At 69.5% G+C, this 21,091-nt stretch carries 14 protein-coding genes, 1 tRNA gene and 1 rRNA gene; 3 read left to right on the top strand and 13 right to left on the bottom strand.

The features are described from left to right. The first annotated feature begins 25 nt into the window (after nt 1-25). The gene (locus tag ACFYR3_RS34180) at nt 26-898 is read left to right on the top strand and encodes a DNA-formamidopyrimidine glycosylase family protein (RefSeq protein ID WP_355850114.1); all 873 of its coding nucleotides are present in this window, start codon (nt 26-28) and stop codon (nt 896-898) included. Between the two features lie 90 nt (nt 899-988). Beyond that, entirely contained in the window at nt 989-1,750 is a 762-nt protein-coding gene (locus ACFYR3_RS34175) for an SDR family NAD(P)-dependent oxidoreductase (protein WP_355850111.1), read from the top strand. Here ACFYR3_RS34175 and ACFYR3_RS34170 read toward each other — a convergent pair. The 10 genes from ACFYR3_RS34170 to ACFYR3_RS34125 all read right to left on the bottom strand — a co-directional run bounded on the left by ACFYR3_RS34170 (nt 1,698) and on the right by ACFYR3_RS34125 (nt 16,798). Further along, nucleotides 1,698-2,003, bottom strand: a complete 306-nt coding sequence (locus ACFYR3_RS34170) for a hypothetical protein (RefSeq protein ID WP_355850109.1) — start codon at nt 2,001-2,003, stop codon at nt 1,698-1,700. The two genes, ACFYR3_RS34175 and ACFYR3_RS34170, sit on opposite strands and share 53 nt — an antisense overlap. Before the next feature lie 101 nt (nt 2,004-2,104). Beyond that, nucleotides 2,105-2,575, bottom strand: coding sequence for a Dps family protein (locus ACFYR3_RS34165; protein ID WP_389285798.1), 471 nt, complete (start codon nt 2,573-2,575; stop codon nt 2,105-2,107). A gap of 257 nt (nt 2,576-2,832) precedes the next feature. Then, nucleotides 2,833-3,198 carry a helix-turn-helix domain-containing protein gene (locus ACFYR3_RS34160; RefSeq protein WP_389285796.1) on the bottom strand — a complete coding sequence of 122 codons (366 nt, stop codon included), beginning with the start codon at nt 3,196-3,198 and terminating at the stop codon, nt 2,833-2,835. A gap of 109 nt (nt 3,199-3,307) precedes the next feature. Then, nucleotides 3,308-3,853 carry a CinA family protein gene (locus ACFYR3_RS34155; RefSeq protein ID WP_355850103.1) on the bottom strand — a complete coding sequence of 182 codons (546 nt, stop codon included), beginning with the start codon at nt 3,851-3,853 and terminating at the stop codon, nt 3,308-3,310. Next, complete coding sequence (pgsA, locus tag ACFYR3_RS34150; RefSeq protein ID WP_389285794.1) at nt 3,850-4,626, bottom strand: CDP-diacylglycerol--glycerol-3-phosphate 3-phosphatidyltransferase; 777 nt, start codon at nt 4,624-4,626, stop codon at nt 3,850-3,852. The genes ACFYR3_RS34155 and pgsA overlap by 4 nt, the downstream gene beginning before the upstream one ends. After that, entirely contained in the window at nt 4,623-6,098 is a 1,476-nt protein-coding gene (rimO, locus tag ACFYR3_RS34145) for a 30S ribosomal protein S12 methylthiotransferase RimO (protein ID WP_355850097.1), read from the bottom strand. The genes pgsA and rimO overlap by 4 nt, the downstream gene beginning before the upstream one ends. Before the next feature lie 92 nt (nt 6,099-6,190). Continuing rightward, nucleotides 6,191-7,048 (bottom strand): RodZ domain-containing protein, encoded by an 858-nt coding sequence (locus tag ACFYR3_RS34140; RefSeq protein ID WP_355850094.1) that lies wholly within the window; start codon nt 7,046-7,048, stop codon nt 6,191-6,193. 334 nt (nt 7,049-7,382) lie between these two features. Beyond that, on the bottom strand, nt 7,383-10,121 hold the full coding sequence (locus ACFYR3_RS34135) for a DNA translocase FtsK (protein WP_355850091.1): 2,739 nt from the start codon (nt 10,119-10,121) through the stop codon (nt 7,383-7,385). A gap of 172 nt (nt 10,122-10,293) precedes the next feature. Further along, the gene (locus tag ACFYR3_RS34130) at nt 10,294-10,977 is read right to left on the bottom strand and encodes a response regulator (protein ID WP_355850088.1); all 684 of its coding nucleotides are present in this window, start codon (nt 10,975-10,977) and stop codon (nt 10,294-10,296) included. A 325-nt stretch (nt 10,978-11,302) separates the two neighbouring features. After that, nucleotides 11,303-16,798 carry a HAMP domain-containing protein gene (locus ACFYR3_RS34125; protein ID WP_389285791.1) on the bottom strand — a complete coding sequence of 1,832 codons (5,496 nt, stop codon included), beginning with the start codon at nt 16,796-16,798 and terminating at the stop codon, nt 11,303-11,305. 391 nt (nt 16,799-17,189) lie between these two features. Here ACFYR3_RS34125 and ACFYR3_RS34120 point away from each other — a divergent pair, with 391 nt between their 5' ends. Continuing rightward, complete coding sequence (locus ACFYR3_RS34120) at nt 17,190-19,937, top strand: SpoIIE family protein phosphatase (protein ID WP_389285789.1); 2,748 nt, start codon at nt 17,190-17,192, stop codon at nt 19,935-19,937. 81 nt (nt 19,938-20,018) lie between these two features. Here the strand turns inward: ACFYR3_RS34120 and ACFYR3_RS34115 are convergent. The 3 genes from ACFYR3_RS34115 to rrf form a co-directional block, all read right to left on the bottom strand. Then, nucleotides 20,019-20,091, bottom strand: a tRNA-Thr gene (locus tag ACFYR3_RS34115). A 141-nt stretch (nt 20,092-20,232) separates the two neighbouring features. After that, the gene (locus tag ACFYR3_RS34110) at nt 20,233-20,895 is read right to left on the bottom strand and encodes a DegT/DnrJ/EryC1/StrS family aminotransferase (RefSeq protein ID WP_355850274.1); all 663 of its coding nucleotides are present in this window, start codon (nt 20,893-20,895) and stop codon (nt 20,233-20,235) included. 113 nt (nt 20,896-21,008) lie between these two features. Further along, nucleotides 21,009-21,091: ribosomal RNA gene (rrf, locus tag ACFYR3_RS34105) — 5S ribosomal RNA — on the bottom strand; the annotation flags it as partial.

Here is a 21,091-nt window from a genome sequence, read left to right as displayed (position 1 = left end):
GCCCCACCCGTGCCACCCTGGAGTCATGCCCGAAGGAGACACCGTCTGGCAGGCCGCGAGGCGGCTGCACGTCGCCCTCGCGGGCAAGGTCCTGACGCATTCCGACCTGCGGGTGCCCCGGTACGCCACGGCCGACCTCACCGGTCGCGCCGTCCTCGACGTCACCCCGCGCGGCAAGCACCTCCTCACCCGGATCGAGGGCGGTCTGACGCTGCACTCGCATCTGCGGATGGACGGTTCGTGGAAGGTGTACGAGACCGGCCGGCGCTGGAGCGGAGGTCCCGCACACCAGATCCGGGCCGTCCTCGGCACGGCGGACCGCACGGCGGTCGGCTACCGCCTGCCCGTACTGGAACTGCTCCGCACCACCGACGAGGCCCGCGCGGTCGGTCACCTCGGCCCCGACCTCCTGGGTCCGGACTGGGATCCGGGCAAGGCCCTTGAGAACCTTCTTCGCGACCCCGACCGCCCCCTCGGCGAGGCCCTCCTCGACCAGCGGAATCTCGCCGGCATCGGCAACGTGTACAAGAGCGAGCTGTGTTTCCTGCTCGGCGTCACCCCCTGGCTCCCCGTCGGCTCCCTGCCCACCGACCGCGCCGCCCAACTGCCGCTCCTCGCGAAGCAGTTGCTGGAGTTCAACCGCGACCGTCCGGCCCGCGCCACCACCGGACGCCGCGACCAGAACCTCTTCGTGTACGGCCGCGCCCCGCGCCCCTGTCTGCGCTGCGCGACGCCGATCCGTTCGGCGAACCAGGGCGACGGCTCCGGCGAGCGCCCCACGTACTGGTGCCCCCGGTGCCAGACGGGCCCCACCCCGCCGCCCGGCGGCCACCACACCGCCACGGCGCACCGCCCCACCGGGTACGCGTCACGGGAGCCCGGCCGACGGCACCTCTAGGGCCGCGCACCGGGCCGGGGGGGGCGAGCCGCGCATCAAGTCCCGCGCAACTAATTGACGACCCGTCAGAACTCCTCGTACCGTCCCTCCATGGCCCTCCCCGCGTACGACCTCACCGGACGCACCGCATTCGTCACCGGCGCGGCCGGCGGCATCGGCCGTGCGGCGGCACTCCTGCTCGCGGAGGCGGGCGCCACCCTGCACTGCGCGGACGTCGACGAACAGGGCCTGCACGAGACGGCGACGCTGATCAAGGGCCAGGGCGGCACCGCCCACAGCCACCCGCTCGACGTCACCGACCACGCCCAGCTGCAGCGGGCCGTCGCGTCGTGCGGCCGTGTCGACGTCATGGCGGCAATCGCCGGGATCATGCACAGCAGCCCGGTCCTGGAGACCCTGGACGAGGATCTCGACCGGGTGCTGAGCGTCAACTTCAAAGGAGTGCTGTACGCCTGTCAGGAGGCCGCGCGCTCCATGATCGCGAACAGCGTCCGGGGCAGCATCATCACCATGGCCTCGGGCGCGATCGACACCGGCGGCCCTGGCCTGTTGTGCTACAGCGCGGCCAAGGCGGCCGTCGTACAGCTGACGCGGACGCTGGCGACCGAGGTCGGCCCGCACGGCATTCGCGTCAACGCCGTGGCGCCCGGCTGGATCCGTACCCCCATGACCAACCGTCACGGCGAGCGGCAGGCACACACCGAGGCGTTCATGGCGCGGCTGTCACCGCTGGGCCGCGTCGGGGAACCCGAGGACATCGCCCACGCCGTGCTGCACCTGGCCTCGGACGCCTCGGCGTTCACCACCGGTCAGATCCTCCGCCCCAACGGCGGCGTCGCCATGCCCTGGTAGCCCCCGCCCGGCCGCTCCCGCGTCGGCGCCAGACCTCTCTCCAGTGGTCCCGCCATCGGTCCGACCCCACGGCGCCCACCGCCCGCGACTTCGGCACACAGTGAACCGGCAGCAGGCTGAGCCCCCACCCGCCCGCGGCGACCGCTCCTTCGAGCACCCCGGCATCGGGCGCCAGCGCGAGCCGGAGCACGCTGAGCCACCACAGCGCGCCGAGCACCAGGAAAGCCCCCCGGCGCACTATTCGCCCTGCCATGGCACCCTCCTCCGGCGCGGCACCGGGCCGCCGATCTCACGCGCGAGCAGGGCACACCGACGGCACGCGGAACCGGCCGGGGCACAGCGGCTTCCGGGCCGTCACCCGTTCTCCGCCTGGAACATCCAGTGATGCTTCTCCAGGTCGGCCGTGATCCCGATGAAGATGTCCTGGCTCACCGGGTCCGGGTCCCCGGTGGCGGCGACCCGTTCCCGCATCCGTGTGATCACCGCGCCGAGCGCCTCCACGAGCGTCCGCACGGCGTCGGTGTCCTTGATCCAGCCCTCGGACGTCGGCCCGATGCCGCTGCTCGACGCCACCGTCGCGGCCCGCCCGTCCGGGGGAACACCCAGGGTCGAGGCACGCTCCGCCACGGTGTCGGAGTGCAGTCGCGCGATGTCCACGACCTCGTCGAGCTGGAGGTGGACGGAACGGAAGCGGGGCCCCACCACGTTCCAGTGGACCTGCTTCGCCACGAGGGAGAGGTCCACCAGGTCGACCAGGGCACCCTGGAGCGCCTCGGCGACGGTCTTCAGGTCCGCGTCGGACAGGGAGCTCTTCACGACGTACATCCGCATCCTCCGATTCACGACGTCTCCGGCGACCCCGCCGCGCGACCGCACCGGTCCCGACGGTCGACGCCGGCCTCGCCGCGTCCCTCCACCATGGAGGCCGCGCCGCATACCGGCAAATGGACCCACAAGGGACTTCGAAGGGACTTCGGTGGAACGCGAAAACCCCGGCCCGGCTTCTCCGGGTTTCCCCGGAGAAGCCCCGGCCGGGGCTTGTCCTTCGCGTTCTCAGCTCAGGAAAGGCGAGCTGGTGAGCGTCAGGCGGCGACGACGTCGACCGCTTCGGCAGGCGCCTTGATCGTGACCCGTTCCGGTGGCACACCGGTCACCGATACGGAATTGAGCATCGGGCGACGCACCGGTGCGGTGGCCGCAGCCGACTGTGCCAGCTCGGCGAGGGCGAGCTCGTCGCTCACTTCCCGCATGAGCTCGGACATCCGTACGTCCAACGCGTCGCAGATCGCGGAGAGCAGCTCGGAGGATGCCTCCTTCTGCCCCCGCTCCACCTCGGAGAGATAGCCGAGTGAAACTCGGGCGGACGAGGAGACTTCGCGCAGAGTACGGCCCTGGCGCTGGCGCTGCCGACGCAGCACGTCACCCAACAGGCGACGGAGCAGAATCATCGGTGGCTCCCTCCTCGGACCGCGTAGCCGCATCCTTCACGCCCCACCGTACCGCCTTGCGCCGCGGCCGTGCGGGGAGCGATGTCGTGTTCACTCAGGGCTGCAAACATCAAAACCCCCCGTTCTGTTCCGTATCCTGTGCCCGCTCATTCCCGGTCTGTTCGCCCGCGAGCTCCTGAAGGAGCAGCGCGAGTACGCTGCGTACACTCTCCATACGGATTTCCGCCCGGTCGCCGTTCAACCGCAGCGGCGCCACTTTCCCGCCACGGGCGGTGATGAAAGATGCTTCGGAGGGCCCGTCGACGGCGACGTAGACCGTGCCGACCGGATGTCCGTCCTGGGGCTCGGGGCCGGCGACGCCGGTGGTCGCGATCCCCCAGTCGGCGCCGAGTGCCTTGCGCACCCCGGCCGCCATCTGGGCCGCGACCTGCGGATCCACCGCGCCGCGCTCGGCCAGAAGAGTGGCGTCGACACCCAGCAGTTCGTGTTTCAGTTCGGTGGCGTACGCGGTCACGGAGCCCCGGAACGCCTTCGAGGCGCCGGGCACCGCGGTGATCTCCGCAGCCACCAGACCACCGGTGAGCGACTCGGCGACGGCGAGCGTCTCACCCCTCACCGTGAGTAGTCGCACCACTTCAGTGGCCGTGGAACTCACCGCTCGGCCTCCGCGGCGGCCGCCCGCCGTTCGGCGATTCCGCGGCGGCGCAGCACAATGGCCTGTCTCACATAGTCGAGCCCGGTGACCAGAGTCAGAACGACGGCGACGGCCATCACCCAGAACCTCAGGGTGGCCAGCGCCCCCGTCAGCGGCAGGATGTACATGCCGACCGCCGTGCCCTGGGCCAGCGTCTTCAGCTTGCCGCCACGGCTCGCCGGGATGACCCCGTAGCGGATCACGACGAAGCGCAGCAGGGTGACGCCGAGCTCACGCCCGAGGATCAGGAAGGTGACCCACCAGGGCAGATCACCGAGGGCGGACAGGCAGACCAGCGCCGCGCCCATGATCGCCTTGTCGGCGATGGGGTCGGCGATCTTCCCGAAGTCGGTGACGAGGTTGTACGTGCGCGCCAGATGGCCGTCGAAGATGTCGGTGATCATGGCGACGGCGAAGGCCGCCCAGGCCCAGGCGCGCATCGCGGGGTCGTAGCCGCCGTCGGCCAGCATCAATGCCACGAAGCCCGGCACGAGGACGAGCCGGATCATGGTCAGGATGTTGGCGATGTTCCAGAGGCTGGCCTGATTGACGGCCGCAGCGCCCAGTTTCCCGCCCCGCGCAGGCTTCGCGCCCCCCGGAGTACCGGATGCGCCCGGAGCGCCGGATGCGCCCGGAGCGCCGGATGCGCCCGGAGCGCCGGATGCGCCGGGGGCGCCCGTCGCGCCTTTGGCGCCTGGGGAGCCGCCTGCCGCGGATGCCGGGACTCCGGTCATCTGGCCGCCTCCTCAGTACACGCGAGCGAGCCCGGAAGCGGCTCGGCCACCAGGTCGACACCTTCCGTACCGACCACCTTGGCCTCGACGATACGGCCCACGGTCAGTCCCTCGCCGCTCGTGAACAGCACCTGGCCGTCCGTCTCCGGCGCCTGGTGCGCGGCGCGGCCGTAGGCGCCGTCCTCGTCGTCCAGGGACTCCACCAGCACGTGCACGGTCTCGCCCACGCGCTCCTCGGCCCGCTGGGCGACCAGCTCCTCGGCGAGCCGGGACACGCGCGCGAGGCGCTCGGCGACGACGTCCTCATGCAGCTTGTTCTCGTACGTCGCCGCTTCGGTGCCGTCCTCGTCTGAGTACCCGAAGACGCCGATCGCGTCGAGGCGGGCCCCGGTGAGGAAGCGCTCCAGCTCCGCGAGGTCGGCCTCGCTCTCGCCGGGGAAGCCCACGATGAAGTTCGAGCGCACACCGGCCTGCGGGGCCTTGGAACGGATGGTGTCGAGCAGTTCGAGGAACCGGTCGGTGTCGCCGAAGCGGCGCATCGAGCGCAGCACGTCGGGCGCGGAGTGCTGGAAGGACAGGTCGAAGTAGGGCGCGACGTTCGGTGTCGAGGTCAGGACGTCGATGAGTCCGGGGCGCATCTCGGCGGGCTGCAGGTAGCTGACCCGCACGCGCTCGATGCCGTCGATCTCGGCCAGCTCGGGGAGCATCGTCTCCAGGAGACGGATGTCACCCAGGTCCTTGCCGTACGAGGTGTTGTTCTCGGAGACGAGCATCACCTCCTTGACGCCCTGCTCGGCGAGCCAGCGGGCTTCGTTCAGCACGTCGCTGGGGCGGCGCGAGATGAACGAACCGCGGAAGGAGGGGATGGCGCAGAACGTGCAGCGGCGGTCGCAGCCGGAGGCCAGCTTCACCGAGGCGACCGGGGATCCGTCCAGCCTGCGGCGCAGGGGCGCACGGGGACCGGAGACCGGGGCGACGCCCTCGGGGAGGTCCGAGGGGGTGCCGTGGCCGGGCAGGGCCACTTCCTCGCCGGCGCTCTGCCGCTCGGCCGGGCTGATCGGCAGCAGCTTGCGCCGGTCGCGCGGGGTGTGGGAGGCGTGGATGCCGCCGTTCAGGATGGTCTGGAGGCGGTCGGAGATGTCGGCGTAGTCGTCGAAGCCGAGCACGCCGTCGGCCTCGGGAAGCGCTTCGGCGAGTTCCTTGCCGTACCGCTCGGCCATGCAGCCCACCGCCACGACGGCCTGGGTTCTGCCGTGCCCCTTGAGATCATTGGCTTCGAGGAGGGCGTCGACGGAGTCCTTCTTGGCGGCTTCGACGAAGCCGCAGGTGTTGACGACGGCGACGTCCGCTTGCTCGGCGTCCTCCACGAGTTGCCAGCCGTCCGCCTCCAAGCGGCCTGCGAGCTCCTCCGAGTCCACCTCGTTACGGGCGCAGCCAAGAGTGACAAGTGCGACGGTACGGCGTTCAGGCATGGGCTCAAGACTACTTTGTCTCACCGACAGCCCACGTCGACGGGGTTGGCCGATCTTGGCCAACCCCGTCGACGGCGTGCTTCTGGGGACCCCTATCCGACCTGCGGGTCGCCCTTCGTGTACGTCAGACGCTCGACCGCGCCCGGCTGGAACTGGTCCTCGATCTTCTTGCCGTTGACGAACAGCTGGATGGCACCGGCGTCACCGAGGATGAGGTTGATCTTGGAGCTGTCCTGGAAGGTCTTGGACTCGCCCTGCTTCAGCAGCCCGTCGAAGAGCATCCGCCCGTTGTGGTCCTTGGCGGAGATCCAGCTGCGTCCGTCCGCGGCGCTGACCTGCACGGTCACCTTGTCCTGCGGGGCGGCCGCGATGGCACTGTCGGACGGGTCCGGCTTCGGGTCGGCGGGCTTGGTGGCCGCCGTGGACGGCGCGGCGGACTTCTTGGTCGTCGGCGTGGACCCCTCGGCGACCTGAGTCTTCGAGTCGTCTCCGCTGCCGCCGCCCTTGACCATGGTGAACCCGACGAAGCCGATCACCGCGACGATCGCGGCGACCATGGCGGCCGTCCAGTTCGGTCCGCGGCGCTCGGGACGGATTCGTTCCGCCTCGAAGAGCGGGGCGGCGGGCGTCGGCGCGGGACGTCCGCCGTGGTCGGCGTCGTACTGCGTGAGCAGCGGGGCCGGATCGAGCCGGACGGCGCGGGCCAGGGTCCGGATGTGCCCGCGCGCGTAGACGTCGCCACCACAGGGAGCGAAGTCGTTCTGTTCGATGGCGTGAATGATGGTGATACGGACGCGGGTGGCGTTACTGACGTCGTCGACGGTCAGACCGGCCTCGATGCGTGCCTGCTGAAGGGCACGTCCGATCGAGGGCCGCTCGGCCGCAGGGTCGTCTTCGAACGGACGCTCGTCTTCGGGGGAGTTGCCGTCAGGTGAGTTGACGATGGACACGGGGGCGCCTTTCGAGCGTGTAGCCACCTGTGCTGGAAGTTCAGTCTAGGGGGGGTACGAAAGGGTGGGGCAACCGGGCGGTAGGACTTTGTACGCCATCAGAATGGCCGGTCATCCTGATATAGGGACATGGTGGCGCCCCTTCGCTCAACTTGACGTGCGACAAGGCGAAACGGTTGCCCACCGACTCCTTACGGGTGAGTCACGTTCACATATCAGCCGGGTGCGGAACATGACGTTCCGCCATCCGGCCGACAGGCCGGCCGCTCCCTGAGCGACCGCCCCGCGCTCACCGCGCCGTTACCGGCTGTCCCGTCCCTCCTCGCCGAGGGCTCTACGCTTCTGCTTCCCCGCGCATCACGGCCAACACTCCATCCAGCTCGTCGGCCTTCACGAGAACGTCACGCGCCTTGGAACCCTCACTGGGCCCGACGATCCCGCGCGACTCCATGAGGTCCATCAGCCGGCCGGCCTTGGCGAAGCCGACGCGCAGCTTGCGCTGGAGCATCGAGGTGGACCCGAACTGCGAGGTGACGACCAGTTCGGCGGCCGCGCACAGCAGGTCGAGGTCGTCGCCGATGTCCTCGTCGATCTCCTTCTTCTGCTTGGTGGCCACGGTGACGTCGTCCCGGAAGACGGGTGCCATCTGATCCTTGCAGTGCTGCACGATCGCCGCGACCTCGCCCTCGGTGACGAAGGCGCCCTGCATGCGCGTGGGCTTGTTGGCCCCCATCGGCAGGAAGAGTCCGTCGCCCTTGCCGATGAGCTTCTCGGCGCCGGGCTGGTCGAGGATGACGCGCGAGTCCGCGAGGGACGAGGTGGCGAAGGCGAGCCGGGAGGGCACGTTCGCCTTGATCAGACCGGTGACAACATCGACGGACGGCCGCTGCGTGGCGAGCACCAGATGGATGCCGGCCGCGCGCGCGAGCTGGGTGATGCGCACGATCGAGTCCTCGACGTCGCGCGGCGCGACCATCATCAGGTCGGCGAGCTCGTCGACGATCACCAGGAGGTACGGGTACGGGGTCAGCTCTCGCTCACTGCCCTCGGGCAGCTTGACCTTGCCGTTCCTGATGGCCTCGTTGAAGTCGTCGATGTGCCGGAATCCGAACGCCGCGAGGTCGTCGTAGCGCAGGTCCATCTCCCGTACGACCCACTGCAGTGCCTCGGCGGCCCGCTTCGGGTTGGTGATGATCGGTGTGATCAGGTGCGGGATGCCCTCGTACGCGGTCAGCTCGACGCGCTTGGGGTCCACGAGGACCATCCGCACGTCCTCGGGGGTCGCCCGGACCATCACCGAGGTGATCAGGCAGTTGATGCACGACGACTTGCCGGAACCGGTGGCTCCGGCGACGAGGACGTGCGGCATCTTCGCCAGGTTGGCCATCACGTAGCCGCCCTCGACGTCCTTGCCGAGCGCGACCAGCATCGGATGGTCGTCCTCCGCCGCGTCGGCGAGGCGCAACACGTCACCGAGGTTGACCATCTCGCGGTCGGTGTTGGGGATCTCGATGCCGACCGCGGACTTGCCGGGGATCGGGCTGATGATCCGCACGTCGGGGCTGGCGACCGCGTACGCGATGTTCTTCGTGAGCGCCGTGATCCGCTCGACCTTCACGGCGGGGCCGAGCTCGACCTCGTAGCGGGTGACCGTCGGCCCGCGGGTGAAGCCGGTGACGGCGGCGTCGACCTTGAACTCCCTGAAGACGTTCTGCAGGGAGGCGACCACCGCGTCGTTGGCGGCGCTGCGTGTCTTGCCCGGGCCGCCGCGCTCCAGGAGATCGAGCGAGGGCAGCGAGTAGGTGACGTCCCCGGAGAGCTGGAGCTGCTCCGCGCGCGGGGGCAGCTCGCGCGGGGCGTCGGGCGCCGCCTTGGTGAGGTCGGGCACGACGGATTCGACCGGCAGGGCCTCCTGCCGGGGCCGCTTGGCGCCCGGTACGACCTTGGCGCGGGCGGCCGGTACCGGCGTCGTCTCCTCGTACCCGTCCCGCTCCACGCTGACGCCCTGCGTGAGATCGGCGACCAGGGGCGAGGGCGGCATCCCGTGCAGCACGGCGCCGTCCAGCGCCGCGGCGGCGGCCGCGGCGACGTCCACGGCGTCCATCGGCCGGTTCATGTCGGGCTGCTGCGCGCCGGGCCGCCGGGGACGGCTCCGGCGCCTGGTGAGCGCCTCCCGCTCGGCACTGTCGGGGTCGCACGTCTCGGGGGCGCGCGAGCGCCTGCGGGAGCCCGCCTGAAGTCCGTCGCGCCACTGTTCGTCGTAGCGCTCCTCGTCCGCGGCGAACGCGCCCTCGTCGAAGTCGGCCTGGACGATGCCGAGCTTCTGGCCGAGCAGCCGCAGCCGCTGTGGAATCGCGTTGACCGGGGTCGCCGTGACGACCAGCAGGCCGAAGATCGTGAGCAGCACGAGGAGGGGTACGGCGAGGACGTCGCCCATCGCGTACGTCAGCGGGGTGGACGCACCCCAGCCGATGAGGCCGCCAGCGTCCCTTATCGCCTGCATCCCGTCGCTGCGCGCGGGCGATCCGCACGCGATGTGCACCTGCCCGAGCACGCCGATCACGAGCGCCGAAAGACCGATCACGATGCGGCCGTTCGCCTCGGGCTGCTCGGGGTGCCGGATGAGCCGGGCCGCGATGGTGGCGAGCAGTATCGGGACAAGGAGGTCGAGGCGGCCGAAGGCACCGGTGACCAGCATCTCGACGAGGTCGCCGACGGGGCCGCGCAGATTGGACCAGGTACCCGCCGCGACGATCAGCCCGAGACCGAGCAGCAGGAGCGCGAGTCCGTCCTTGCGGTGCGCCGGGTCGAGCCCCTTCGCGCCCCGCCCTATCCCGCGGAAGGTGGCTCCGACGGCATGCGCGATGCCCAGCCACAGGGCGCGTACGAGTCTGTACACGCCCGCGGTCGGGTTGGGCGCCGGCGCGGGAGCGGGCTTCTTCGCCGCGGCCCTCTTGGCCGGCGCCTTGCCTGCGGCCGCTTTTTTCGCGGGGGCCTTCTTCGCCGGAGCCTTCGTCGGAGCGACCGCCTTCTTCGCGGGCGGCTTCTTGGCTGCGGACTGACGTGAGGCCATGTGTGTGAGGTTACCGGTGGAGACGACAGCGACACGTGTGCCTCCCCCAAGTTCTCGACTTCGCTCGAACAGGGGGAAACCCGGCTTCACCCGATCGTGTCACCCTCGCCAGGAGCGGAACTGACGCTTCCTCACGTCGTTCCATCGCTGCCCGGACGCGTCCGGGCGGGCTTCAGTTCTGCGAGGACACCGAGGGTGCCCCGCTCCCCGTACCCGGCTCCAGCGCGTCCAGTGCCCTGCGCAGTCCGGTGAGTTTGCGTTCGAGATGGGCCGCGGTCGCCACCGCCGCCGCGTCCGCGGAGTCGTCGTCGAGCTGCTTGGACAGCGCCTCCGCCTGCTCCTCGACGGCCGCGAGCCGTGCCGAGAGTTCGGCGAGGAGTCCGGCGGGCTCCTTGGCCGCGCCGAGCACCGCCTTGCCGCCACCCTCCAACTGGAGCCGCAACAGGGCTGCCTGCTCACGGAGTTGACAGTTCTTCATGTAGAGCTCGACGAACACCGAGACCTTCGCGCGCAACACCCACGGGTCGAAGGGCTTGGAGATGTAGTCCACCGCGCCGGCCGCGTACCCCCGGAAGGTGTGGTGCGGGCCGTGGTTGATGGCGGTGAGGAAGATGATCGGGATGTCCCGGGTCCGCTCCCGCCGCTTGATGTGCGCGGCGGTTTCGAATCCGTCCATGCCCGGCATCTGAACGTCCAGCAGAATGACCGCGAAGTCGTCCGTGAGCAGCGCTTTGAGCGCTTCCTCCCCGGACGATGCCCGTACCAGTGTCTGATCGAGCGCGGAGAGGATCGCCTCCAGCGCCAACAGATTCTCCGGCCGGTCATCGACCAGGAGGATCTTGGCCTTCTGCACCATGGCCCGCCCTCCTCGCCCCGGCATGGGGCCTCCCCTGTCCGCAGGACTTGGGGAAGCACCGGGCGCCGCCCCAGGGGACGACTCCCTTGCGCCGCCCGTCCTTGTGCCGGTCATGGTAGCTGCACCCCGCCTGTCGCCACACCCTGTCACCGTGATGTCACTGTGCACGTAGCAGAAACGCGGCGGGAGACCAGAAGGTTCCCCGTATCCCGTGCTTCTACACGGCTTCGGGCACAGTCCGTCATCCGATGCCATGTCGCCGTGCCGCACGGTGTCCTGGTGCCCAACAGCACGTGACGGCCACGCGTCAGCTCACCCGAGTGTGTCACCCCTCACGCATCCACTGCGCCATCACGGACAGCAGATGATCGGGATCGACCGGCTTGGTCACATAGTCGGAGGCACCCGACTCGATCGCCTTCTCCCGGTCGCCCTTCATGGCCTTCGCCGTGAGCGCGATGATCGGCAGTCCCGCGAACTGCGGCATCCGCCGGATCGCCGTGGTCGTGGCATAACCGTCCATCTCCGGCATCATGATGTCCATCAGAACGACCGTCACATCGTCGTGCTGCTCCAGGACCTCGATGCCCTCGCGGCCGTTCTCCGCGTACAGCACCGAAAGGCCGTGCTGCTCAAGGACGCTGGTCAGCGCGAAGACATTGCGGATGTCGTCGTCGACGATCAGCACCTTCTCGCCCTCGAAGCGGATGCCCCGGCCCTGCTGCGGTCCCGCTTCCTGCTGGCCCGCGGCCGTCCACGGCTCCTGTGCCGCGCCCGCGGCACCGTCCGGCTGTCCGGGGACGGCCGTGCGCTGCTCGGCCGTGGGCAGCGCCCTGCGGCGCCTCCTGAACAGTGCGGCGGGCCCGTTCTGGGCGTCCTGGTACGACTTCACCTCGGCCGGCATCCCGATGTCGTGCAGCTCTGCCTCGGAAGCCAGCAGCTCCCCCGCCTCCAGCGTCGGTGCGAGCTGCCCGTAGCCCTGCGGCGGCAGTTCGCTCGGGTGCAGCGGCAGATACAGCGTGAAGGTGGAACCGCGCCCCGGCTCGCTCTGGGCGTAGATCTCGCCGCCCAGCAGCCGCGCGATCTCCCGCGAGATGGAGAGCCCCAGACCCGTACCGCCGTACTTGCGGCTCGTCGTGCCGTCCGCCTGCTTGAAGGCCTCGAAGATCACCCGCATCTTGCTGGCCGCGATCCCGATACCGGTGTCGGTCACGGAGAACGCGATCAGATCGGCGTCCGCGTCCCGCAGCGACCCCGACTCCAGCAGCTGTTCCCTGATGGCCACCGGCACGTCCGCCCCGGCGGGCCGGATCACCAGCTCGACGGCTCCGGAATCGGTGAACTTCACCGCGTTGGAGAGCAGGTTGCGCAGCACCTGGAGAAGGCGCTGTTCGTCGGTGTGCAGCGTGGCGGGCAGTTCCGGCGAGACCCGTACGGAGAAGTCGAGCCCCTTCTCCGCGGTCAGCGGACGGAACGTGGCCTCCACGTAGTCGACGAGCTGGACGAGCGCGATACGGGTCGGCGACACGTCCATCTTGCCCGCCTCGACCTTCGACAGGTCGAGGATGTCGTTGATCAGCTGGAGGAGGTCGGAGCCCGCGCCATGGATCGTCTCGGCGAACTCGACCTGCTTCGGGGTGAGATTCGTGTCCGCGTTGTCGGCGAGCAGCTTGGCCAGGATCAGCAGCGAGTTGAGCGGCGTACGCAGCTCGTGCGACATGTTCGCCAGGAACTCGCTCTTGTAGCGCATGGACACCGCGAGCTGCTCGGCGCGCTCCTCCAGGACCTGCCGGGCCTCCTCGATCTCGGTGTTCTTGACCTCGATGTCGCGGTTCTGCTGGGCCAGCAGCTCGGCCTTGTCCTCCAGTTCCGCGTTCGAGTCCTGGAGCGCCTTCTGCCGGTTCTCCAACTCCGCGGAACGTTCCCGCAGTTGCTCGGTGAGCTCCTGCGACTGCCGCAGCAGCACCTCCGTCTTGGTGTTGACCGAGATGGTGTTGACGCTCGTCGCGATCATCTCCGCGATCTGGTTCAGGAAGTCCTTCTGGATCTGTGTGAAGGGCGTGAACGACGCCAGCTCGATGACACCGAGCACGGTCCCCTCGAAGAGCACCGGAAGCACGATGACCTGGGCCGGAGGCGCCTCTCCGAGCCCGGAGGAGATCTTCAGATAGCCGCTCGGCGCGTTCTCCACGAGGATCGTGCGCTTCTCCTGCGCGGCCGTCCCGATCAGCGCCTCACCGGGCCGGAACGACGTCGGCATGGAGCCCATCGAGTAGCCGTACGACCCGAGCATGCGCAGCTCGTACGCCTCCTCGTCCTCGGTGCCCGCGTCCTTGCCGTCGACCAGCGGCATCGAGAGGAAGAACGCCCCGTGCTGGGCCGAGACGACCGGCGTCAGCTCGCTCATGATCAGCGAGGCCACGTCGTCGAGATCGCGGCGGCCCTGCATCAGCGCGGAGATCCGGGCGAGGTTGCCCTTCAGCCAGTCCTGCTCCTTGTTGGCGATGGTGGTGTCGCGCAGGTTGGCGATCATCTTGTTGATGTAGTCCTGGAGTTCCTGGATCTCGCCGGAGGCGTCCACGTCGATCTTCAGGTTCAGGTCGCCGCGGGTCACCGCGGTGGCCACGCGCGCGATGGCACGCACCTGCCGGGTCAGGTTCCCGGCCATCTCGTTCACCGACTCGGTGAGGTCGCGCCAGGTGCCGTCGACATCTCGGACGCGCGCCTGACCGCCCAGCTGCCCCTCCGTGCCCACCTCGCGGGCGACTCGGGTGACCTCCTCGGCGAAGGACGACAGCTGGTCGACCATCGTGTTGATGGTGGTCTTGAGCTCCAGGATCTCGCCGCGCGCGTCGATGTCGATCTTCTTGGTCAGATCGCCCTTGGCGATGGCCGTGGTGACCATCGCGATGTTGCGCACCTGTCCGGTCAGGTTGGACGCCATCCCGTTCACCGACTCGGTGAGGTCCTTCCACGTACCGGCGACTCCCGGGACGTGCGCCTGACCGCCGAGGATGCCGTCCGTACCCACCTCGCGGGCCACCTTGGTGACCTGCTCGGCGAACGAACTCAGCGTCTTCACCATGGTGTTGAAAGTGTCGGCGAGCTGCGCGACCTCGCCGCGCGCCTCGATCGTCACCATACGGGTCAGATCGCCGTTGGCGACGGCCGCGGCGACCTGGGAGATGTTGCGCACCTGCATGGTCAGGTTGTTGGCCATCAGGTTCACGTTGTTACTGAGGTCCTTCCAGATGCCCGTGACACCGGGCACATGGGCCTGCCCGCCGAGGATGCCCTCCGTGCCCACCTCGCGGGCCACCCGGGTCACCTGCTCGGCGAACGACGACAGCTGGTCGACCATCGTGTTGACGGTGGTGACTAGTTCGAGGATCTCGCCCTTGGCGTCGACCGTGATCTTCTTTGACAGGTCTCCCATGGCGACCGCGGTCGTGACCTCGGCGATGTTGCGCACCTGGATGGTCAGGTTGTTGGCCATGAAGTTCACGGACTGGGTGAGGTCCTTCCAGGTGCCCGAGACACCCTGCACCTCGGCCTGCCCGCCGAGGATGCCCTCGGTGCCCACCTCGCGGGCCACCCGGGTCACCTGCTCGGCGAAGTTCGAGAGCTGGTCCACCATCGTGTTGAGGGTGTTCTTCAGCTCCAGGATCTCGCCGCGCGCATCCACGTCGATCTTCTGCGACAGGTCACCGCGAGCCACCGCGGTGGCGACCTGCGCGATGTTGCGCACCTGCGCGGTGAGGTTCCCGGCCATGCCGTTCACCGAGTCGGTCAGGTCGCGCCACACACCGGCGACACCGGGCACCTGCGCCTGACCGCCGAGCCGGCCCTCCGTACCCACGTCACGGGCCACCCGCGTCACCTGGTCGGCGAACGCGGAGAGCTGGTCGACCATCGTGTTGATGGTGTTCTTCAGCTCCAGGATCTCGCCGCGCGCGTCCACGTCGATCTTCTGCGACAGGTCACCCCGGGCCACCGCGGTGGTGACCTGGGCGATCTGCCGTACCTGCGAAGTCAGGTTCCCGGCCATGAAGTTGACGGAGTCCGTGAGTTCCTTCCAGGTGCCGGACACACCGTCCACGCGGGCCTGGCCGCCGAGCCGGCCCTCCGTACCCACGTCACGGGCCATCCGTGTCACCTGGTCGGCGAAGCTCGACAGCTGGTCCACCATGGTGTTCACGGTGACCTTCAGCTCCAGCATCTCGCCGGCGACCTCGACGGTGACCTTCTGCGACAGATCGCCGTTCGCGACCGCCGTGGTCACCTGGGCGATGTTGCGCACCTGGCCGGTCAGGTTCTGGAACGCCGTGTTGACGGAGTCCGTGAGGTCCTTCCAGGTACCCGCCACCCCCGGAACCTGGGCCTGGCCGCCCAGCTCACCCTCGACGCCGACCTCGCGCGCCACGCGCGTGACCTCGACACCGAAGGACGACAGCTGGTCGACCATGGTGTTGACGGTGTTCTTCAGCTCCAGCATCTCGCCGGCGACCTGGACGCTGACCTTCTGCGACAGATCGCCGTTGGCCACCGCGGTCGTCACGGCGGCGATGTCACGCACCTGGGTCGTGAGATTCCGGAAGACCGTGTTGACCGAGTCCGTGAGGTCCTTCCACGTTCCCGCCGCTCCCGGCACGTTCGCCTGACCGCCGAGCCGACCCTCGCCACCGACCTCGTTGGCGACGCGGGTGACCTCGTCGGCGAACGTCCGCAGCGTCTCGGTCATCTGGTTGATCGTCTCGGCGAGCTGCGCGACCTCGCCGCGCGCGGAGACGGTCACCTTCTGCGACAGGTCTCCGCTCGCGACCGCCGTGGTCACCTGAGCGATCCCGCGCACCTGGGCCGTGAGGTTGCCGGCCATGAGGTTCACCGAATCGGTGAGGTCCTTCCACACGCCGGCCACACCGGGCACCTGCGCCTGACCGCCCAGCTCGCCCTCGGTACCCACCTCACGGGCGACACGCGTCACCTCGGAGGAGAACGAGGACAGCTGGTCCACCATCGTGTTGACGGTGTTCTTCAGCTCCAGCATCTCGCCGGCCACGTGAACCGTGACCTTCCGCGACAGGTCACCCTTGGCGACGGCCGTCGTCACGAGAGCGATGTCACGCACCTGAGCGGTGAGCCGGTACGCCATCGTGTTGACCGAGTCCGTGAGGTCCTTCCACGAACCGGACATACCGCGCACCCGGGCCTGTCCGCCCAGCTTGCCCTCGGTACCCACCTCACTGGCCACGCGCGTGACCTCGTCGGTGAAAGTCGACAGCTGGTCGACCAGATTGTTGACGGTCCGCCCGACCTTCAGGAACTCACCGCGCAGCGGATGCCCGTTGCCGTCCGCGGCCTGCGCGCGCAGTTCCATCCGCGGCGACAGATCGCCCTCGGCGACAGCGGACAGTACCCGGCCGACCTCGGAGACAGGCCTTACGAGATCGTCCACCAGCGCGTTCGACGCGTCGATCGCGGCCGCCCAGGCACCTTCGCCGGCGCCCGTCTCCAGCCGCTCCGTGAGCTTTCCCTCACGCCCCACCACGCGCCGTACCCGCGACAGCTCACCCGTCAGGTGCAGATTGCGGTCGGCGACCTCATTGAAGACCGCCGAGATCTCGGACATCACGCCGTCACCGGAAACGGTGAGCCGCTTGCGGAAGTTGCCGTCCCGCATCGACAACAGGGCCGCCAGCAACCGGTTCAGGGCCGCCGTGTCCACCTCGGTGGTACCCGTGCGCGGTGTGCGCCCGCTGTTCAGGGACTGTCCGCCTTTCGCGCGCGTCCTACCGCCCCGCGTCGCTGCGCCAGACTCCACTGTGTCCCTCCCGCAAGGGTCGACCAATACTGCTCGGCGTACTCGGGTACTTCTGCTCGTGGTGCGGGGAAGGCATTCGACCTGCCCGGACCTTCTCCTGCAGCCTGCCCAGTGTTTCACCCCGGCTGAACCAGGCCATAACAGTTCGGCAGCTTCGCACATCGTCCGCACACCCTCGGGACGGAACTCCGGCCCTGGCCGAGGCAACCACATGCACCTACCGGAACGGAAACACCGGACCCCTCCAGGCGGAAACACTCGTGACCGGCATCCGCGGGGGCGGCGAAGGTAAGTAACCTTGCATGCGGCTGTCCAGCCGTGCCGGTCCCGTCCGGCCTGGGCGGTGGCACGAGTACGAGCGGGCAGGCAGGCATCGGAGGGGCACCGCACCATGACCACCGGACTGCATCCTGGAGGTACGCCTCAGGATCCCCGGCCGACGGGGAACCACGCTCTGCCCACGCAGGAGCGGGTCGGCCAGGGAACCCCCCATGCCGACGACCGGACAGGGAGTTCTGTGATCACCGCGCGCGCGGCCGCCAGTTTCGAACCCGTGGGACGGTCCGTCGCGACCGCCCGCTCGTTCGTCCGGGACACGCTCCAGGGCTGGGGCTTCGCCGACATCGTCGACGACGCCGTCGTTCTCACCAGCGAACTGGTCACCAATGCCGTCGTTCACGCGGGCACCTCCGCCGACGTTCTGTGTCTGCGCAGCGACGACGGTGTGCGCATCGAGGTGGCGGACCACTACCCGGAACGCGAGATCCCACTCCAGGCGACCGCCGTCAGCATGGGCAGCCCCGACCGCGAGGGCGGCCGCGGCCTCCAGCTGTGCGCGGCCCTCGCCGGCCGCTGGGGCGTCGACTACACGCCCACCCGCAAGCAGGTCTGGTTCCAGCTCGACCTTCCCGCGCGCGCGATCGGCACCCGCACCGCCGGCCCCTCGCTGCCCGCCGACCTCCTCCCCCTGGCCGACGGCCGGGTGCGCGTGGCGGTCGTCCAGATCGACCGAACGGGCGCCATCAACGCCTGGAACGAGGACGCCGAGGAACTCTTCGGGTACGCGGCCGAGCAGGTCACGGGCAAGCCGCTCACCGACCTCGCGGCCTGGCCGCACACCCCCGGCACCAGCACCGGCATCGTCGAGGCCCTCCAACTCTCCCGCTGGGAAGGCAGTTACGGCGTCCGCTGCGCCGACGGCCGCGTCACACCGGTGTACGCCTCGCACCTGCGGGTCCGCGACACGAGCGGCGAGCCCTCCACCGTCTGCCTCCTCGTACGCGACCACGAACGCGCCGTCCTGCAGACCCCGTTGCGCGGGCCCGCCTCCGACTCGGGCAGCCACTCCGAGGGCCAGGCCACGGATCCCTTCGAGGTCTTCATCGGATCGCCGGCCCCGGACGACCTCGACGGCCTGCTCCAGCGCACGGTGGAGCGGGCCCGCGACATGCTCGACGGCGACTCCGCCTTCCTGCTCCTCGCGACCGACGACGAAACGGAGTTGGAGGTACGCGCCTCGACTGGTCTGCCCTCCGCGCGCCAGCGCTTCGCCCGCGTCCCCGTCGAGGCCGGCCCCGGACGCTACGGCTCGGCCCGGATGCCCGCCGTCCACGAGGACCTGACGGTCGTCCCCGGTGCCGTACCGCTCCTCGGCGGCACCGGCATGCGCTCGGTCGTCACGGTCCCGCTGAAGGTCGAGGGCCGCCTCACCGGCTCCCTCGGCGTCGCGGCCGAATCACCCGGCCGTTACTCCAACGAGGAGGCCCTGCGCCTCCAGTTCGCCGCCGACCGCATCGCCCTGGCGGTGGAATCGGCCCGGCTCGGCGAGCTGGAACGCCTGCGCCGCGGCTCGCTGTCCTTCCTCGTCGAGGCCTCCGACCTGCTCGCCGGCACCCTGGACCGCGACCAGACGCTCGCCCTCATGGCCCAGATGACGGTCCCGACCCTGGCCACCTGGTGCGCCGTGTACACGATCGCCGACCAGGCCTCCGAGCCGTATCTCTCGTACGTCCTGCACGAGGACGAGGAACTCATCGACGGCCTCAAGGCGTTGCTCTCGAAGATCGCCCCGCCGGATCCGGTACCCACCCCCGGCGCCCGCGTCTGGTCGGCCCCGGCCGCGGCGGCTCACGAGGCGGCCCTGCGGACCTCCATGCGCAGTCTGGGCCTCGGCGAGCAGGCTTCGGTGAGTTCCGGCATCGGTACGACGCTGGCCACGGCCGCGGCGGTGGGCGGAGAGACCGTCGTCCTCCCCCTGGTGGCCCGCAACCGCGTCATCGGCATGCTGACCCTCGGCAAGCCGTCGGACGAGCATTTCCGCCAGGAGATCCTGGAGTTGGCCGAGGACCTCTCCCGACGAGCGGCCCTCGCCCTGGACAATGCCCGCCTGTACTCGGAGCGCACGGCCATCAGCCAGTCCCTCCAGCGCAGCCTCCTGCCCCCGGAACTCCCGCACATCGAGGGCGTCGAGGTCGAGGTCATCTACCGCGCGGCCGGCGAGGGCAACGAAGTCGGCGGCGACTTCTACGACCTCTTCCCGATCCGCGACGGCGCGTACGGCTTCGCCATCGGCGACGTCTGCGGCACGGGCCCGGAGGCGGCGGCGGTCACCGGCCTGGCCCGGCACGCACTGCGCCTGCTGGCCCGCGAGGGCTACGGCGGCCCCGCGGTCCTGGAGCGGCTGAACTCCGCGATCCTCGACGAGGGCGCCCGCAGCCGCTTCCTGACCCTGCTCTACGGCGAGTTGTGGCCCCAAGAGGACGGCAGCGCCGTCCTGAAGGTCGTCTGCGCCGGCCACCCGCTCCCGCTGCGTCTGCGCCAGGACGGCACGGTCGAACCGGCCGCCGAACCGCAGCCGCTCCTCGGTGTCATGGAGGACCTGGAGCTGTACGAGCAGACGGTCACGCTGGATCCGGGCGATGTCCTGCTCTGCGTCACGGACGGCGTCACGGAACGCCGCGAGGGCACCCGCATGCTCGGCGACGACGGCCTCGCGGACGTCCTCACCACATGCACGGGGCTGACGGCCGGCGCTGTTGCCGCGCGCATCATGCGCGCGGTCGAACGCTTCGCCTCCGACGCCCCGTCGGACGACATGGCGATTCTGGCGATGCGTGTCCCGGGCCTCCAGACGGACTGAGGCCCCACGGGCTGAGGCTCCGTCGGCTCCCAGGACATGCGAAAGGCCCCCGCCCACAAGGGCGGAGGCCTTTTCCGTCTGAGCCCCCCAACGGAATCGAACCGTTGACCTTCTCCTTACCATGGAGACGCTCTACCGACTGAGCTAGGGGGGCCTGTCGCCTTTTCGAGGTTTCCCTCGCGGCAACGAGATAGATCATACCCCGAATCGAACCGTGCTCCCAACCAGTCCGGCCCGGATCAAGCAGCCCGGATCAGAGGGCCCGGATCAACCGGCTCGGATCAGTGGGCCGGCATCAGAAGGCCGGTTGCAGCAATCCGCCGAGCGCGTTGCACACGGAGACAATCCGCTGCATCTCCCGCTTCGTCAACGCCCCGTCCACAGGCAGCGAAAGAGTCTCGTCGGCGGCCCGCTCGGTCTCGGGGAGCTGTACGTCCCGCCGGAACCCGGGCAAGCGGTGCACCGGCGTCTTCACCGGCACCCGGCACTCGACTCCCCTGGCCCGCACGGCCCGTGCGAAGGCGTCCCGGTCCGGACGCCCGTTCCCCGGCACCCGAACGACGTACTGCTGATAGGTGTGTCCGTCGCCGCTCACCGGTGTCCGTACGCCGCTCAGCCGGCCGTCGAGGTAGGCGGCCCGCTCTCTGCGCTGCGCGATCTCGTCGTACGGCGCCTCGGACTCGCCCTGCTCCAGCACCAGCAGCTCATGGCGCTGCCCCAGGTCCCGCAGCCGCACCATGTCGGCCGTCCGCCCGAAGCGGTGCACGACAACGAGCGCCGCCGTCTGGGAAGTTATGACGGCCTCGGTCGCGTGAGGGTCGAGGCAGTACGTCGCCGGGTCTATGTCGGCGAAGACGACCGTGGCGCCGGCCTGAGCCACGGCGTCGGCGACCTCCACGTTTCCGAAGGCCGGAACGATGACCTCGTCACCGGCTCCGACGCCCGCGGCTCTGAGCATTGCAGCAGTACCCATGGGGCGGATATTGGTCGTGCAACGTGAACGCAAAGTAACGCAAAACAAAAAAGAGCTGGTCCCCGAACCGAAGTTCGGGGACCAGCTCTTCAAAATTTGTTCGGCGGCGTCCTACTCTCCCACAGGGTCCCCCCTGCAGTACCATCGGCGCTGTGAGGCTTAGCTTCCGGGTTCGGAATGT

The sequence above is a fragment of the Streptomyces sp. NPDC005784 genome, from assembly GCF_042871525.1.
In the GTDB taxonomy this organism is placed as follows: Bacteria; Actinomycetota; Actinomycetes; order Streptomycetales; family Streptomycetaceae; genus Streptomyces.
This window is presented reverse-complemented; position numbering and strand designations above follow the sequence as displayed.

Bases quoted from the DNA above. Each gene is read 5' to 3' on its own strand.
- pgsA (WP_389285794.1), bottom strand. From the start codon at position 4,626: ATGACCGGAGTCCCGGCATCCGCGGCAGGCGGCTCCCCAGGCGCCAAA.
- ACFYR3_RS34170 (WP_355850109.1), bottom strand. From the start codon at position 2,003: ATGGCAGGGCGAATAGTGCGCCGGGGGGCTTTCCTGGTGCTCGGCGCG.
- ACFYR3_RS34175 (WP_355850111.1), top strand. From the start codon at position 989: ATGGCCCTCCCCGCGTACGACCTCACCGGACGCACCGCATTCGTCACC.
- ACFYR3_RS34120 (WP_389285789.1), top strand. From the start codon at position 17,190: ATGACCACCGGACTGCATCCTGGAGGTACGCCTCAGGATCCCCGGCCG.
- ACFYR3_RS34165 (WP_389285798.1), bottom strand. From the start codon at position 2,575: ATGTACGTCGTGAAGAGCTCCCTGTCCGACGCGGACCTGAAGACCGTC.
- rimO (WP_355850097.1), bottom strand. From the start codon at position 6,098: ATGCCTGAACGCCGTACCGTCGCACTTGTCACTCTTGGCTGCGCCCGT.
- ACFYR3_RS34160 (WP_389285796.1), bottom strand. From the start codon at position 3,198: ATGATTCTGCTCCGTCGCCTGTTGGGTGACGTGCTGCGTCGGCAGCGC.
- ACFYR3_RS34135 (WP_355850091.1), bottom strand. From the start codon at position 10,121: ATGGCCTCACGTCAGTCCGCAGCCAAGAAGCCGCCCGCGAAGAAGGCG.
- ACFYR3_RS34180 (WP_355850114.1), top strand. From the start codon at position 26: ATGCCCGAAGGAGACACCGTCTGGCAGGCCGCGAGGCGGCTGCACGTC.
- ACFYR3_RS34110 (WP_355850274.1), bottom strand. From the start codon at position 20,895: ATGCTCAGAGCCGCGGGCGTCGGAGCCGGTGACGAGGTCATCGTTCCG.
- ACFYR3_RS34130 (WP_355850088.1), bottom strand. From the start codon at position 10,977: ATGGTGCAGAAGGCCAAGATCCTCCTGGTCGATGACCGGCCGGAGAAT.